This is a genomic window from Kitasatospora sp. NPDC051702, from assembly GCF_040681575.1.
GTDB lineage: Bacteria > Actinomycetota > Actinomycetes > Streptomycetales > Streptomycetaceae > Kitasatospora.
Map to the genome: position 1 here is coordinate 1 of NZ_JBFAZB010000088.1, position 13,709 is coordinate 13,709.

The window sequence follows — 13,709 nt, forward strand, 5'->3', positions numbered from 1 at the left end:
CGGCCCCACCGGGGCCGGGCCGCCGCCCGCGCGTCAGCCACGCCGCGCGCCCGCGAGCGGGCCCGAGCCGAGCGCGGCCACCTCCTCGGCGAGGATCCGGTAGGAGGCCAGCCGGGTGTCGAAGTCCGGTGCCACCGTCATCGCCATGAACTCGTCCGCGCCGGCCGCGATCAGGTCGGCCACCCGGCGCCGGACCTCCGCGCGGCCCCCGATCACCTGCCGCCCGAGGAAGCCGTCGACGATCTGCCGGTCGTGCGCGCTGTACTCGTAGGCCTGCGCCTCGGCCAGCGTCGGGTAGGCGTTCTGCCGCCCGCCGGCCCGGACGGTACGGATCGCGGCCACCCGTATCGGGCCGGCCAGCAGGTCGGCCTCCTCGTCGGTCTCCGCCGCCAGCACGAACGCGGCCACCAGCGCGTACGGCCGCTCCAGCACCGCCGACGGGCGGAAGGCCTCCCGGTAGGCGCGCAGCGCGGGCACCGTGAGCTCCGCGTTGAACTGGTGCGCGTAGGCGAAGGGGAGACCGAGCGAGCCGGCCAGTTCGGCACTGCCCAGTCCGGAGCCCAGCACCCACACCTCGGGGCGGTTGCCCTCGGCGGGCACCGCCCGCACCCCGGCCGCGGCGTCGTCCTGCGGGCCGTCGAAGTAGCCCAGCAGCTCGACGGCCTGGCGGGGGAAGTCCCCGCCGGCGAGCGGGCCGGCCGCGCGGCGCAGCGCCTGGGCCGTCACCGGGTCGGTGCCGGGGGCGCGGCCGAGCCCGAGGTCGATCCGGCCCGGGTGGAAGGCGGACAGCGTGCCGAACTGTTCGGCGACCACCAGCGGGGCGTGGTTGGGCAGCATCACCCCGCCGGAGCCGACCCTCAACCGGCTGGTGGCAGCGGCGATCTGGCCGATCAGCACGGCCGGCGCACTGCTCGCCGCGCCCGGGGCGTTGTGGTGCTCGGCGACCCAGTAGCGGTGGTAGCCGAGCTCCTCGGCGGCCCGGGCGAGCGCGACGCTGTCGTGCAGCGCGTCGGCGGTGGTCCGGCCGTCGAGGACGGGCGCGAGGTCGAGTACGGAGAGCGGCACGGGGCCGGGCTGGGACATGCGGGTCCTCCGGAGTGGGCGCGGCCCCGGCGGGCGGGGCGGGGAAGGAAGGCGGGCGGCCGGTCGGGCCGGCGCCGGTGCCTCGGCGGGACGGCGCGCGGCCCGCGCGCGGCGCGGGCACGACCGGCGGGCGGCGGGCCGGCGGACGGCCGGCACCTCCGGCGGGCAGGCCGGGAAGGCGCGGCCAGGGCCGCTACAGGGGACGTCCCGGGCCGCGTCGAACACAATACGGAGGGGCCCTCCGAATAGCAAGGAGCCTTCGCCCACGGCCCGTTGGAGCCGTCGCCCCCGTCGGGCCGCCCGCCGGAACCTCCGCCCGCCGCCCGCCGGAACCGCCGCCCGCCGCAGCCACGCGGCGGCCCGGCCCGGGGGCGCGGCCGGGCCACACCCGACCGCACCGGGCCGCGCCGACCGCTCAGCCACCCACCCGGGCCCGACAGGCCGCAGGGGCCGGAGGGCCGGAGGGGCCGCAGGGGCCGGACGGGCGCTACCCCGCCAGGCCGCCGGCCCGCCCGGACTCGACCACCATCCGGGCCAGCGCGGCCCGCGAGCTGATGTTGAGCTTGCGGTAGATCCGCGTCAGGTGGACGTCCACGGTGCGCGGGCTCAGCCGCAGCTCGGCCGCGATCTGCCGGGTGCGCCGACCGGTTCCGGCCAGGTCGGCCACCTCCCGCTCGCGCTCGGTCAGCGCCGCGAACAGCTCGACGGCGGCGCCCGCCGGTTCCGCCGGCACTCCCGGAAGGGCCGGGGTCGGCAGCGGGACGCCACAGCCCATCAGCAGCTCCGGTGCCGGTCGGGCCGCCGACTTCACGCTCAGCGCGAACGCGCTCAACTCCATCGCCTCCCGCGCCTTCCCGCGGACCGCGAGCAGCCGCAGCGCCTCCGGCAGCAGGGTGGCCGCCGCGCGGGCGTCCCCGGTGAGCAGGGCCACCCGGGCGGCCGCCGCCAGCACCAGGTGGTCCCGCTCGCCGTCGCCGGGGCCGGACCGCTGGACGTGCTCGGCCAGTTCGGCGTCCGGCACGCCGCGCGCGGACAGGAAGTCCAGCGCCTTGCGGTGCGCCTCGATCCGCCAGCAGGCGTCCACCGCCGCGTACACCGCACGGCGCACCAGCGGGTGCCGGTAGGCGAGCTGGTCGGTGCCCGGGACGGTCCGCAGCAGGTCCCGCCGGACCAGCCCGTCCAGCAGCCCGCAGGTCCGCTCCTTCGGCTGGTCGATCAGGGCGGCCACGCCGGCGGCGTCGAAACGCTCGCCCAGGACCGCACCGGCCGCGGCGACCTGCTGCAACTGCTCGTCCAATGCGACGAACTCGGCGGAGATCCGGGCGCCGAACCGCACCGGCAGCGCCGGTTCGACCGGCTCCGGCGGGGCCGCCGCCCGAGCACCGTCCGCGGCCTCCGCACCGTCCGCGCTCTCCGCGCCGGGCGCCTCGGCCGCCTGGTCCAACAGCGTCAGCAGGTAGAGCGGATTGCCCGCGGACTCCCGGTGCAGTCGCCGCAGCGCCGGCGAGTCCACCGGCATCCCGGCCAGCTCCGCGCTGCGGCGCGGGTCCAGCGGCGCCAGCTCGACCCGCCCCGCGGTGCCGAGCTCGACGCCCTGGGCGAAGGTCCCGGCCAGCTCGGCGGGCGCCTGGCGGGGCCGGTAGGAGACGACCACCGCGACCGGGGCGGCGACCGGCCGCTGGCCGAGGTACTCCAGCAGTTCGAGCGTGCCCGGATCCAGCCAGTGGGCGTCGTCCAGCAGCAGCACCAGCCCCCGGCCGGCGCAGAGGCTCAGCCGCTGGACGAGGGTCGCGTAGTAGTGGCAGAGCCACCAGGCGGGCGGCAGGTCCGCCGGGATGGTCTGCGGGCCGGGGCCGAGGGCCAGCTGCGGGAGCAGCTCGCCGAGCGCGGCCAGCTGGGCCTCGTCCAGGCCGGCGCCGCCCCAGCGGCCCAGCACGTCGACGAGGACCTGGCAGCGCAGGGCCGAAGAGGCCTCGGTGGCGCGGCCGCGCAGCACGACGGCGCCGCGCCGCTCCGCCTCCTCCGCCAGTCCGGTGAGCAGCCGGGTCTTGCCCGCGCCGGGCTCACCGACGAGTTCCACCAGCCGGCCCCGCCCGTCGGACAGCGCGTCCAGCACCGCGTGCAGTGCCGCCGCCTCCGCCGTGCGGACCTCCGGGTCCGAGCCGTTCGGTTGCCGATCCCCCGTGGACGCCATAGGTCGTGTTCCCTTCCAGCGCGCGGCACTCGTGGATCCCCCATCCGAGTGCGACTGCCCCGCCGCTCATCGATCAGGCGTGCGATGGGCCCACCGTAGCCAAACGCCCAGCGCCGGGCCTCGTCGGCAATGGAAAATTTACACGGCGCAATTCCACGTCCACATCAATGCGCAATTCCTGACATGTATTTGACGAGCAATCAGGTCTCAAGCGGAGCCGACGCCGTCCAGTTGCCGCCACAGCGCGCGCTCGTCCTCCGTGGGCGGGACGTGCCCGGCGGGCCGCTCGGGATGGGCCGGCGGCAGCACCGCCGGACCGGGCTCCGCCCACCCCCGCGCCTCCGGCACCGGCACGCACGGCCCCAGGCCCCAGCCGCACGCCAGCGCGCTCAGCCCGGGCGCCATCCGCTCCCACCACCCCGCCCAGTACCGTGCCATCAGCCGTCGCCTCTCCGTTCCGTCCGGGTGCGGGCCCGGCGCCCACCGGTCCGGCGGCCGAGTGTCCGGCCGCCGCCTCAAGCAGGCCTAAACCGGCCCTGAAGCGTTCCGGCCCGGCCGGGCCCCTCGTACCCGTACCGCCGGGACGGTACGTAATTCCGCTGATGTGCCGGGCCGCCACCGCGGTGCAGATTGGTGGCGAACCACGACGCCGACCTGGGGGTAGTCATGCGGTACGAAATTCTCGGCAGCCTGCGGATCCGGCCGGAGCCGCACGACCGGCCGTCCGCCATCAACGCGCGCAACATGCAGGTCGTCCTCGCCGCCCTGCTCGTCCGGGCCGACGAGGTGGTGTCGGTCCAACAGCTCAGCTACGAGATCTGGGGTGAACGCCCGCCCAGGCGCTACCTCGCGGCGATCCACGTCTACATCTCGCAGCTGCGCAAGTTCCTCGCCCGGGACGGCGTCCCCGGCACCCCGATCGTCACCCGCTCGCCCGGCTACGCGCTCCAGCTGGGCGAGGACCGGCTGGACGCCCGGGAGTTCCAGCGGCTCACCGGCGAGGGCCGGGCCGCCCTACGGCAGCACCGGCCCGAGCAGGCCGCCGCCGCCTTCGAGGCCGCCCTCGGCCTCTGGCGCGGCCCCGCCCTCGGCGACCTGCGGGCCGGGCCGATCCTGGACGGCTTCGTGGCCTGGATCGAGCAGGCCCGCCTCGGCTGCGTCGACCAGCACGTGGAGGCCGGCCTCGCCCTCGGCCGGCACCAGGAACTCGTCGGCCGGCTCTACTCGCTGACCTCCGAACACCCGCTGCACGAGGGCTTCCGCCGGCAGCTGATGATCGCCCTCTACCGCTCCGAGCGCCAGGCCGACGCGCTGCACGTCTACGGCTCCACCCGGCACACGCTCAACAGCGAGCTGGGCATCGAACCCGGCCCCGCCCTGCAGAACGTGCACCGGGCGATCCTGCTCTCCGACCGCAGCCTGGACCTCTCCACCGCCGCCTGAACCGGCCCGCCCCGACCCGGCCGCCGTCTCCCCGCCCGCGCCGCCTCCCCCCACGTCCACGGCACCACCCCACGCACCCACGCCAGCACCAGGGAGCCCGACCATGAGTCCGCACGCACCCGCCCAGACCTGGATCCGCCGCTACCAGGACCGCCCCGACGCCGCCGTCCGGCTCGTCTGCTTCCCGCACGCGGGCGGCTCCGCCGGCACCTACCGGCCCTGGGCCGAGGCCGTCGACCCCTCCGTGGAGATCCTCGCCGTGCAGTACCCGGGGCGGCAGGACCGCTACCGCGAGCCCGGCATCGACAACCTCAACGAGCTCGCCGACCTCGTCACCCCGGCGCTGCGCTCCGCCGTCGCCGGCGGCCGGTACGCCCTGTTCGGGCACAGCCTCGGCGCCGCGCTCGCCTTCGAGGTGGCCCGGCGCCTGGCCGGCGACGACGGCCCCGAACTCCTCGCCGTCTCCGGCCGCCGGGCGCCCTCCCAGGCCCGCCGGGAGGCGTACCACCGGCTCGACGACGCCGGGCTCGCCGCCCACCTGGAGGACCTCAGCGGCACCGACCGGCGCCTGCTCACCGACCCGGACGCGCTGCAGCTCATCCTGCCCGCGGTCCGCAGCGACCTGCGCGCCATCGAGACCTACCGGGCCGCCCCCGGCGCCACCGTCGACGTGCCCGTGCTCGCCCTCACCGGCGACCACGACCCGTGGACCACCCTGCTGGAAGCGGCCGCGTGGTCCGCCCACACCACCGCCGGGTTCGACCTGCGGGTCTTCCCCGGCGAGCACTTCTACCTCGTCGAACACCGGGCCGAGGTACTGGACCTGCTCGCCCGCCGGCTCAGCCCGGTCTCAGAGCTGCTTTAGCCCCGCCGGACAGACTGCCCGCACCGACGCGACCCGACCACCCCCAGGGACTGACACCACCATGGGAACCACCACCGACGGCCTGCGCACCCTGCACCGCGCCGGGCGGCTCGCCGCCGAGTACCCCGCCGTACCCCGGCTGCTGGACGGCGCCGGCGACGACGAACTCGCCCTCGCCGGCAACCTGCTGGCCAGGCTCGACCCCGACGAGGTGCTCCGGCTGCACCCCGGCACCACCGCCGTCACCATCGCGGTGACCGGCCACGGCACGCTCGCCTCGCTCCGGCCCGCGCTCACCGCCGAGCTCGCTCGGCACGGCCTGCTGCTGCGCCCGCACTTCACCGACTTCGACAGCTACGTCTTCGAACTCTCCGACCCCGGCTCCGGGCTCTACGCCGCCGCGCCCCAGCTGGTCCTCTGCGTGCTCGACCCGGCCGTCGTCCTGGACGAACTGCCCCTCCCCTGGGGGCCGGACGACGTCGAGGCGGTGCTCGCCGCCAAGACGGCGCTGCTCGGCCGGCTCGCCGCCCGGTTCGCCGCCACCGCACCCGGCGCCACGCTCGTCCTCAACACCCTCCCGCTGCTGCACCGGCACACCGCCCAGCTGGTCGACCTGCGTGCCCGGGCCCGGCTCGGCGCGATCTGGCGCGAGGCCAACGCGCGCCTGCTGCGGATCGGCGAGGAACACCCCGCCATCGTCGTCCTCGACCTGGAACCGCTCGCCAACGAGGGCGTCCCGGTCCAGGACCCCCGGCTGGACGCCTACGCCAAGGCCCACCTCTCCCCCGCCCTGCTCACCGCCTACGCCCGGCAGGCCGGCCACCTGGCCCGCGCCCTCACCGGGCGCACCCGCAAGGTGCTGGCCGTCGACCTGGACAACACCCTGTGGGGCGGGATCCTCGGCGACGACGGCCCCGAGGGCATCGAACTCGCCGGCACCCACACCGGCGAGGCGTTCCGCACCTTCCAGCGGGCGATCCGTCAGCTCACCTCCCAGGGCGTCCTGCTGGCCGCCGTCAGCAAGAACGACCCGGAGCCGGTGGCCCAGGTCCTCGCCGAGCACCCGGACAGCGTCCTGCGCACCGAGGACTTCGTCCGGGTCATCGCCAACTGGCGCCCCAAGGACGAGAACCTGACCTCGCTCGCCGACTCGCTCAACCTCGGCATCGACAGCGTGGTCTTCGCCGACGACAGCCCCTTCGAACGCGGCGCCGTCCGCGCCGCCCTGCCCGCCGTCGCCGTGGTCGACCTCGACGGCGAACCCGCCCTGCACCTGCCCCGGCTGCTGCGCGACGGCTGGTTCGACGTCCGCGAGGCCACCGCCGAGGACCGCGCCCGCCCGGCCCGGTACCGGGAGGAGCTCGCCCGCGGCGACTTCCTCCAGAGCTTCTCCTCCCTCGACGACTACCTGGCCGAACTCGACGTCCGGGTCAGCCTCACCCGGGCCCGCCCGCAGGACGTTCCACGGATCTCCCAACTCACCCTGCGCACCAACCAGTTCAACCTCACCACCGAACGGCTCCAGCCCGCCGAGGTGGCCGCCCGGGCCGAACACCCGGACCACCTGGTGCTGGCCGTCCGCTCCGCCGACCGCTTCGGGGAGAACGGCCTGGTCGGCGCCGTCCTCCTGCGCCGCGAGGAGGACGGCGCGCGACTGGACGTCGAGAACTTCCTGCTCAGCTGCCGGGTCTTCTCCCGCGGCGTCGAACACGCCGCCCTCGCCGAGATCCTCCGGCACGCCGCCGCCACCGGCGTCCGCGAGGTCCGCGGCCGCTACCGGCCCTCCGCGCGCAACGGCACCGTCCGCGACCTCTTCCCGCGCTACGGGTTCACCGCCGTGGCCGAGCAGGCGGACGGTGCCTCCGCCGAGTTCCGGCACGACCTCGCCGAACCGCTCGCCCCGCCCGCCTGGGTCACGCTCGACTCCGAACTCGCCGGTCCCGCACCGGAAACCGGCGCCGGAACCGGACCCGTCTCCGTAGCCGCACCCGGCTCCGGCACCGAACCCCGAGGAGACCGCGCATGAACAGCGTGGACGACCTGATCGCCCTCATCCAGGACGAACTCGGCCTGCCGATCGGCACCGAGGACGCCACCGCCTCCTTCGACGACGTGCCCGGCTGGGACTCGGTGCACCTGCTCTGGCTGCTCACCGCGCTGGAGCGGGAGACCGGCCGCAGCCTGCCGCTGGCCGCCCTGCTGGAGGCGCCCTCGCTCCAGGCGGTCTACGACCTCGCCAGCGCCCCCGTCTAGCGGCGCGCCTCCACCACCACGACGCCCGACCCGCACCACCGGTCGGGCGTCGCCGCATGCCCGAGCGCCGTGATCCGCGAGCCCGTGGTCCGCGGGCCGGCCGGCTCGTGGTGGTGGCCGGTGGCCGGCTGGGTGAGTGGGGTGAGCCGGTGGATCGGCTGGTTCCGCCCCGCTTTAGAGGGCCGCAAGGCCTCCGTTAGGGACGCCCGTGACGGTGGGCTGACCTGGGTGTCCACTACGAGGGAGCACGGCACAGACCATGAGCAGCGACCACTCCGCCCCGATCGCCGTCATCGGACTCTCCTGCCGTCTGCCCGGCGCGCCGGACCCCTCCGCGTTCTGGGAGCTGCTCCGCCGGGGCGCCGACGCCGTGGGAGAACCGCCCGCCGGCCGCTGGTCCGCCGCCGCCCCGCAGCGCGGGGCCTTCCTCGACCGGGTCGACCACTTCGACGCCGGCTTCTTCGGCATCGCGCCCCGCGAGGCCGCCGCGATGGACCCGCAGCAGCGGCTGCTGCTCGAACTCGGCTGGGAGGCCCTGGAGGAGGCCGGCATCGTGCCCGGCTCGCTCGCCGGCAGCCGCACCGCCGTGTTCGCCGCCGCCATCTGGGACGACTACGCCGCCCTGCACCACCGGCGCGGCGAGGCCGCCGCCGACCGCCACTCCGTCACCGGCCTGCACCGCGGCATCCTGGCCAACCGGCTCTCCTACGTGCTCGGCCTCACCGGCCCCAGCCTCACCGTGGACGCCGCCCAGTCCTCCTCGCTGGTCGCCGTCCACCTCGCCTGCGAGAGCCTGCGCCGCGGCGAGTCGGACCTCGCCCTCGTCGGCGGCGTCAACCTGATCCTCTCGCCCACCTCCAGCGCCGACAGCGCCCGCTTCGGCGCGCTCTCGCCGGACGGCCGCTGCTACACCTTCGACGCCCGCGCCAACGGGTACGTGCGCGGCGAGGGCGGTGTGGCCGTCGTCCTCAAGCCGCTGGACCGGGCACTGGCCGACGGCGACCGCGTGCACAGCGTCATCCTCGGCAGCGCCGTCAACAACGACGGCGCCACCGACGGGCTGACTGTCCCGGCCCGGGAGGCCCAGCAGGCGGTGCTGCGCGAGGCCCACGCCCGGGCCGGCACGTCCCCGCGCGACGTCCAGTACGTCGAGCTGCACGGCACCGGCACCCCGGTCGGCGACCCGATCGAGGCGGCGGCGCTCGGCGCGGTCCTCGGCACGGGCGGCGGCCGGCGCGCACGGTCCGCCCCGCTGCAGGTCGGGTCGGCGAAGACCAACGTCGGGCACCTGGAGGGCGCGGCCGGCCTGGTGGGCCTGCTGAAGACCACGCTGGCCATCGCCCACCGCCGGCTGCCGGCCAGCCTCAACTTCCGGGAGCCCAACCCGGAGATCCCGCTCGCGGAACTCGGACTGCGGGTCCGCACCGAGACCGGGCCCTGGCCGCACGACGGCCGCCGGCTCGTCGCCGGTGTCAGCTCCTTCGGCATGGGCGGCACCAACTGCCACGTGGTGCTGGCCGATCCGGCACCCACCCGGCACACCGCGGACGGCGCCCCGGCCACTTCTGCCGGACCGCTGCCCTTCGTGCTCTCCGGCCGCGACCCGCAGGCGCTGCGCGCCCAGGCAGGCCGGCTGCGCGACCACCTGGCCACCACCCCCGACACCCGCCCGGCCGACACCGCGCACGCGCTCACCGCCACCAGGACGCTCTTCGCCGAGCGCGCCGTCCTCCTCGTCGCCAACCGCGCCGAGCTCCTCGACGGCGTCGCCGCACTGGCCGCCGGTCAGGACCACCCGGCGGTGGTCCGCGGCCGGGCCGGCACCACCCCGGCCGCCACCGCCTACCTGTTCACCGGCCAGGGCAGCCAGCGCCCCGGGGCCGGGCGCGAACTGTACGCCGCCTACCCCGAGTTCGCCGAGGCCCTGGACGCCGCGCTGGCCGCGCTGGACCCGCACCTGGACCGGCCGCTGCGCGACCTGCTGTTCGCCGAACTCGGCACCCCCGATGCCGCCCTGCTCGACCAGACCCGCTACACCCAGCCCGCCCTCTTCGCCGTCGGCACCGCCCTCTACCGGCTGGTCCGCCGCTTCGCCCCGGCCCCCGGCCACCTGGCCGGGCACTCCGTCGGCGAGCTCACCGCCGCCCACGCCGCCGGGGTGCTCTCGCTGGAGGACGCCGCCGCCCTGGTGGCCGCCCGCGGCCGGCTGATGCAGGAGCTGCCCGGAGGCGGGGCGATGGTCGCCGTCGCCGCGGCCGAGCACGAGGTGCTGCCGCTGCTCTCCGACCGGGTGTCGCTGGCCGCCGTGAACGGCCCGCAGGCCGTCGTGCTCTCCGGCGACGAGGAGGAGGTACTGCGGGCAGCCGGGGAACTCGCCGCGCAGGGCCGCCGCACCCGGCGGCTCGCCGTCAGCCACGCGTTCCACTCGCCGCACATGGACCCGATCCTCGCCGCGTTCGAACGCGTCGCCGCGGGGCTGGAGTTCCGCCCGCCCGCGATCCCGGTGGTCTCCAACGTCACCGGGGAGCTCGCCACCGCCGAGGAGCTCACCTCCCCCGCGTACTGGGCCCGGCACATCCGTGCGGCCGTCCGCTTCCACGACGGGCTGCACACGCTGCGGCGCGCCGGCGCCCGGGTGTTCCTGGAACTCGGCCCGGACGCGCACCTGACCGGCCTCGGTCGCGACAGCCTGGCCGGCACCGGCGACGACCACCTCCTGCTCGCCGTGCTGCGCCGCGGCCGGCCCGAGGCGACCACCCTGCTCACCGCCCTGGCCGGCGCCCACGCGCACGGCGCGCCGGTGGAGTGGAGCGGCTCCCCGGCCCTGCCGGGCGGGCGGGCGGTGCCACTGCCGACCTACGCCTTCCAGCGTTCCCGGCACTGGCTGGACACCCCGCTCGCGCCGGACGGCCCGGACGGCCCGGACGGTACGGCTGACCCTGACGGCACGGAGGCTCGGGCCCCGGAGCACACCCGGTCCGCCCCCGGCGATGCACCCGCTCGCCGTCCGGCCACGGACTCCGATCTGCTGGACCTCGTCCGCACCCAGGCCGCCATCGTGCTCGGCCACGTCACCGGGGACGCCGTCGACCCGGCTCGCAGCTTCAAGGACCTGGGCTTCGACTCGCTCTCCGGCGTCGAACTGCGCGACCGGCTCCAGGCCGCCACCGGCCTCAGCCTGCCCTCCGCCCTCGTCTACAACCACCCGACGCCCGAGGCCGTCGTCCGCCTGCTGCACGAGCGCGCCGAGGGCCCCGACGCCGCCGCACCGGCCACCCGCACGTCCACGGCGGACGACGACCCGATCGCCGTGGTCGCGATGGCCTGCCGCTACCCGGGCGGGGTCGCCTCCCCCGAGGACCTGTGGCGGCTCGTCCTCGACGGCACCGACGCCATCGGCCCCTTCCCGACCGACCGCGGCTGGGACCTCGACGCCCTCTACGACCCCGACCCCGACCACCCCGGCACCTCCTACGTCCGCGAGGGCGGGTTCCTGCACGACGCCGCCGGGTTCGACGCCGGGCTGTTCGGCATCAGTCCGCGCGAGGCGCTCGCCATGGACCCGCAGCAGCGCCTGCTGCTGGAGACCGCATGGGAGGCCTTCGAGCGGGCCGGCCTCGCGCCCGACCGGCTCCGCGGCAGCGCGACCGGCGTCTTCGTCGGCGCGACCAACCTCGACTACGGGGCCCGGCTGCACGAGCCCGCCGAGGGACTGGACGGGTACCTGCTCACCGGCACCACGTCCAGCGTCGCCTCCGGCCGGATCGCCTACACCTTCGGTCTGGAGGGCCCGGCCGTCACCGTCGACACCGCCTGCTCCTCCTCGCTGGTCGCCCTGCACCTGGCCGCCCAGGCCCTGCGCCAGGGCGAGTGCGACCTCGCCCTCGCCGGCGGCGTCAGCGTGATGGCCACCCCGGGCATGTTCCTGGAGTTCAGCCGCCAGCGCGGTCTGGCCGGCGACGCCCGCTGCAAGGCCTTCGCCGCCTCCGCCGACGGCACCGCCTGGTCCGAGGGCGTCGGCCTGCTGCTGGTCGAGCGGCTCTCCGACGCCCGCCGCCACGGCCACCAGGTCCTGGCCGTCCTGCGGGGCTCGGCGATCAACCAGGACGGCGCCAGCAACGGCCTCACCGCCCCCAACGGGCCCGCGCAGGAGCGCGTCATCCGCCAGGCCCTCGCCTCCGCCGGCCTCACCCCCGACCAGGTCGACGCCATGGAGGCGCACGGCACCGGCACCAGGCTCGGCGACCCGATCGAGGCGGAGGCACTCCTGGCCACCTACGGTCAGGGCCGTGAAACCCCGCTCCTGCTGGGCTCGCTGAAGTCCAACATCGGCCACACCCAGGCCGCCGCCGGCGTCGGCGGCGTCATCAAGATGATCGAGGCGATGCGGCACGGCGTGCTGCCCCGCACCCTCCACGTGGACGCGCCCTCGCCCTACATCGACTGGGAGACCGGGGCCGTCGAACTGCTCACCGAGCAGACCGCCTGGCCCGAGCACGGGCGGCCGCGCCGCGCCGCCGTCTCCTCCTTCGGCATCAGCGGCACCAACGCGCACGTCATCCTGGAACAGGCACCGCCCAGCCCGCCCGCGCGCACCGAACCCGTGCCGGCCCCGGCCGCCGGGCCCGCGTTCTGGCCGCTCTCCGCTCAGGACGCGCCCGCCCTGCGCGCCCAGGCCGAGCGGCTCCGGGACCACCTGCTCGCCCACCCGTCGATCGAACTCAACTCCGTGGCAGCCCAGTTGTCGAACGGACGAGCCGGACTCGAGCACCGTGCCGCGGTGCTGGCCACGGACCGCGAAACCGCCCTCGCCGCCCTGGACGCCCTCACCCACGACCACGACCACCCCGCCCTCCTGCGCGGCACCGCCACCACCCCCGCCCGCCTCGCCTTCGTCTTCACCGGACAAGGCAGCCAACACCCCGGCATGGGCCGCGAACTCTACGACACCCACCCCGCCTTCGCCCACGCCCTCGACGAAGCCCTCGACGCCCTCCAACCCCACCTCGACCTCGACCAACCCCTCCGCAACCTCATGTTCGCCCCACCCCACACCCCCGAAGCCGAACTCCTCAACCAAACCCGCTACACCCAACCCGCCCTCTTCGCCCTCGAAACCGCCCTCTTCCGACTCCTCCAACACCACGACATCCACCCCCACCACCTCGCCGGCCACTCCATCGGCGAACTCACCGCCGCCCACGCCGCCGGCATCCTCACCCTCCCCGACGCCGCCCACCTCGTCGCCACCCGCGCCACCCTCATGCACCAAGCCCCCACCGGCGGCGCCATGATCGCCATCCAAGCCACCGAACAAGAACTCCAACCCCACCTCACCGACACCGTCACCATCGCCGCCATCAACACCCCCACCGACCTCGTCATCGCCGGCGACCACCACACCGCCACCCACATCGCCCACCACTTCCACACCCAAGGCCGACGCACCAAACACCTCACCGTCAGCCACGCCTTCCACTCCCCCCACATGGACCCCATCCTCGACGCCTTCCACAACGTCGCCAGCGGATTGACGTACCACCAACCCCACACCCCCATCGCCACCACCGGCGACCCCACCACCCCCACCCACTGGACCAACCACATCCGCCAACCCGTCCGCTACCACGACACCACCACCACCCTCACCAACGCCGGCATCACCCTCACCCTCGAACTCGGCCCCAACCCCGTCCTCACCCCCCTCACCCCCAACACCACCCCCCTCCTCCACCACCCCCACCCCGAAACCCACACCCTCCAAACCGCCCTCGCCACCACCCACACCCACGGCCACCACCCCACCAACCACACCCCCAACCCCCACCTCCCCCTCCCCACCTACCCCTTCACCCACCACCACTACTGGCT

8 protein-coding genes are annotated in these 13,709 nt (G+C 75.7%); 5 read left to right on the top strand and 3 right to left on the bottom strand.

The genetic code is table 11. The features are described 5' to 3' along the window. Window positions 1-33: 33 nt before the first annotated feature. The 3 genes from AB0N04_RS38040 to AB0N04_RS38050 form a co-directional block, all read right to left on the bottom strand. Window positions 34-1,083, bottom strand: coding sequence for an LLM class flavin-dependent oxidoreductase (locus tag AB0N04_RS38040; RefSeq protein WP_360222552.1), 1,050 nt, complete (start codon window positions 1,081-1,083; stop codon window positions 34-36). Window positions 1,084-1,570: 487 nt separating this feature from the next. Next, window positions 1,571-3,277, bottom strand: coding sequence for an AAA family ATPase (locus AB0N04_RS38045; protein ID WP_360222555.1), 1,707 nt, complete (start codon window positions 3,275-3,277; stop codon window positions 1,571-1,573). Between the two features lie 207 nt (window positions 3,278-3,484). Continuing rightward, on the bottom strand, window positions 3,485-3,715 hold the full coding sequence (locus AB0N04_RS38050) for a DUF6059 family protein (protein WP_360222558.1): 231 nt from the start codon (window positions 3,713-3,715) through the stop codon (window positions 3,485-3,487). 228 nt (window positions 3,716-3,943) lie between these two features. On the opposite strand from AB0N04_RS38050, the gene AB0N04_RS38055 reads away from it, so the two are divergent. The 5 genes from AB0N04_RS38055 to AB0N04_RS38075 all read left to right on the top strand — a co-directional run. Continuing rightward, entirely contained in the window at window positions 3,944-4,720 is a 777-nt protein-coding gene (locus tag AB0N04_RS38055; RefSeq protein ID WP_360222561.1) for an AfsR/SARP family transcriptional regulator, read from the top strand. A gap of 103 nt (window positions 4,721-4,823) precedes the next feature. Then, window positions 4,824-5,585: an alpha/beta fold hydrolase gene (locus AB0N04_RS38060; protein ID WP_360222564.1), complete on the top strand. Its 762-nt coding sequence runs from the start codon at window positions 4,824-4,826 to the stop codon at window positions 5,583-5,585. 61 nt (window positions 5,586-5,646) lie between these two features. Then, window positions 5,647-7,611, top strand: coding sequence for an HAD-IIIC family phosphatase (locus tag AB0N04_RS38065; protein WP_360222567.1), 1,965 nt, complete (start codon window positions 5,647-5,649; stop codon window positions 7,609-7,611). Then, window positions 7,608-7,838 carry an acyl carrier protein gene (locus tag AB0N04_RS38070; RefSeq protein WP_360222570.1) on the top strand — a complete coding sequence of 77 codons (231 nt, stop codon included), beginning with the start codon at window positions 7,608-7,610 and terminating at the stop codon, window positions 7,836-7,838. The genes AB0N04_RS38065 and AB0N04_RS38070 overlap by 4 nt, the downstream gene beginning before the upstream one ends. Window positions 7,839-8,097: 259 nt before the next feature. Then, the coding region (locus tag AB0N04_RS38075; protein ID WP_363365729.1) for a type I polyketide synthase at window positions 8,098-13,709 on the top strand (5,612 nt) is incomplete at its 3' end.

Bases quoted from the DNA above. Each gene is read 5' to 3' on its own strand.
- AB0N04_RS38040 (WP_360222552.1), bottom strand. From the start codon at position 1,083: ATGTCCCAGCCCGGCCCCGTGCCGCTCTCCGTACTCGACCTCGCGCCC.
- AB0N04_RS38045 (WP_360222555.1), bottom strand. From the start codon at position 3,277: ATGGCGTCCACGGGGGATCGGCAACCGAACGGCTCGGACCCGGAGGTC.
- AB0N04_RS38050 (WP_360222558.1), bottom strand. From the start codon at position 3,715: ATGGCACGGTACTGGGCGGGGTGGTGGGAGCGGATGGCGCCCGGGCTG.
- AB0N04_RS38055 (WP_360222561.1), top strand. From the start codon at position 3,944: ATGCGGTACGAAATTCTCGGCAGCCTGCGGATCCGGCCGGAGCCGCAC.
- AB0N04_RS38060 (WP_360222564.1), top strand. From the start codon at position 4,824: ATGAGTCCGCACGCACCCGCCCAGACCTGGATCCGCCGCTACCAGGAC.
- AB0N04_RS38065 (WP_360222567.1), top strand. From the start codon at position 5,647: ATGGGAACCACCACCGACGGCCTGCGCACCCTGCACCGCGCCGGGCGG.
- AB0N04_RS38070 (WP_360222570.1), top strand. From the start codon at position 7,608: ATGAACAGCGTGGACGACCTGATCGCCCTCATCCAGGACGAACTCGGC.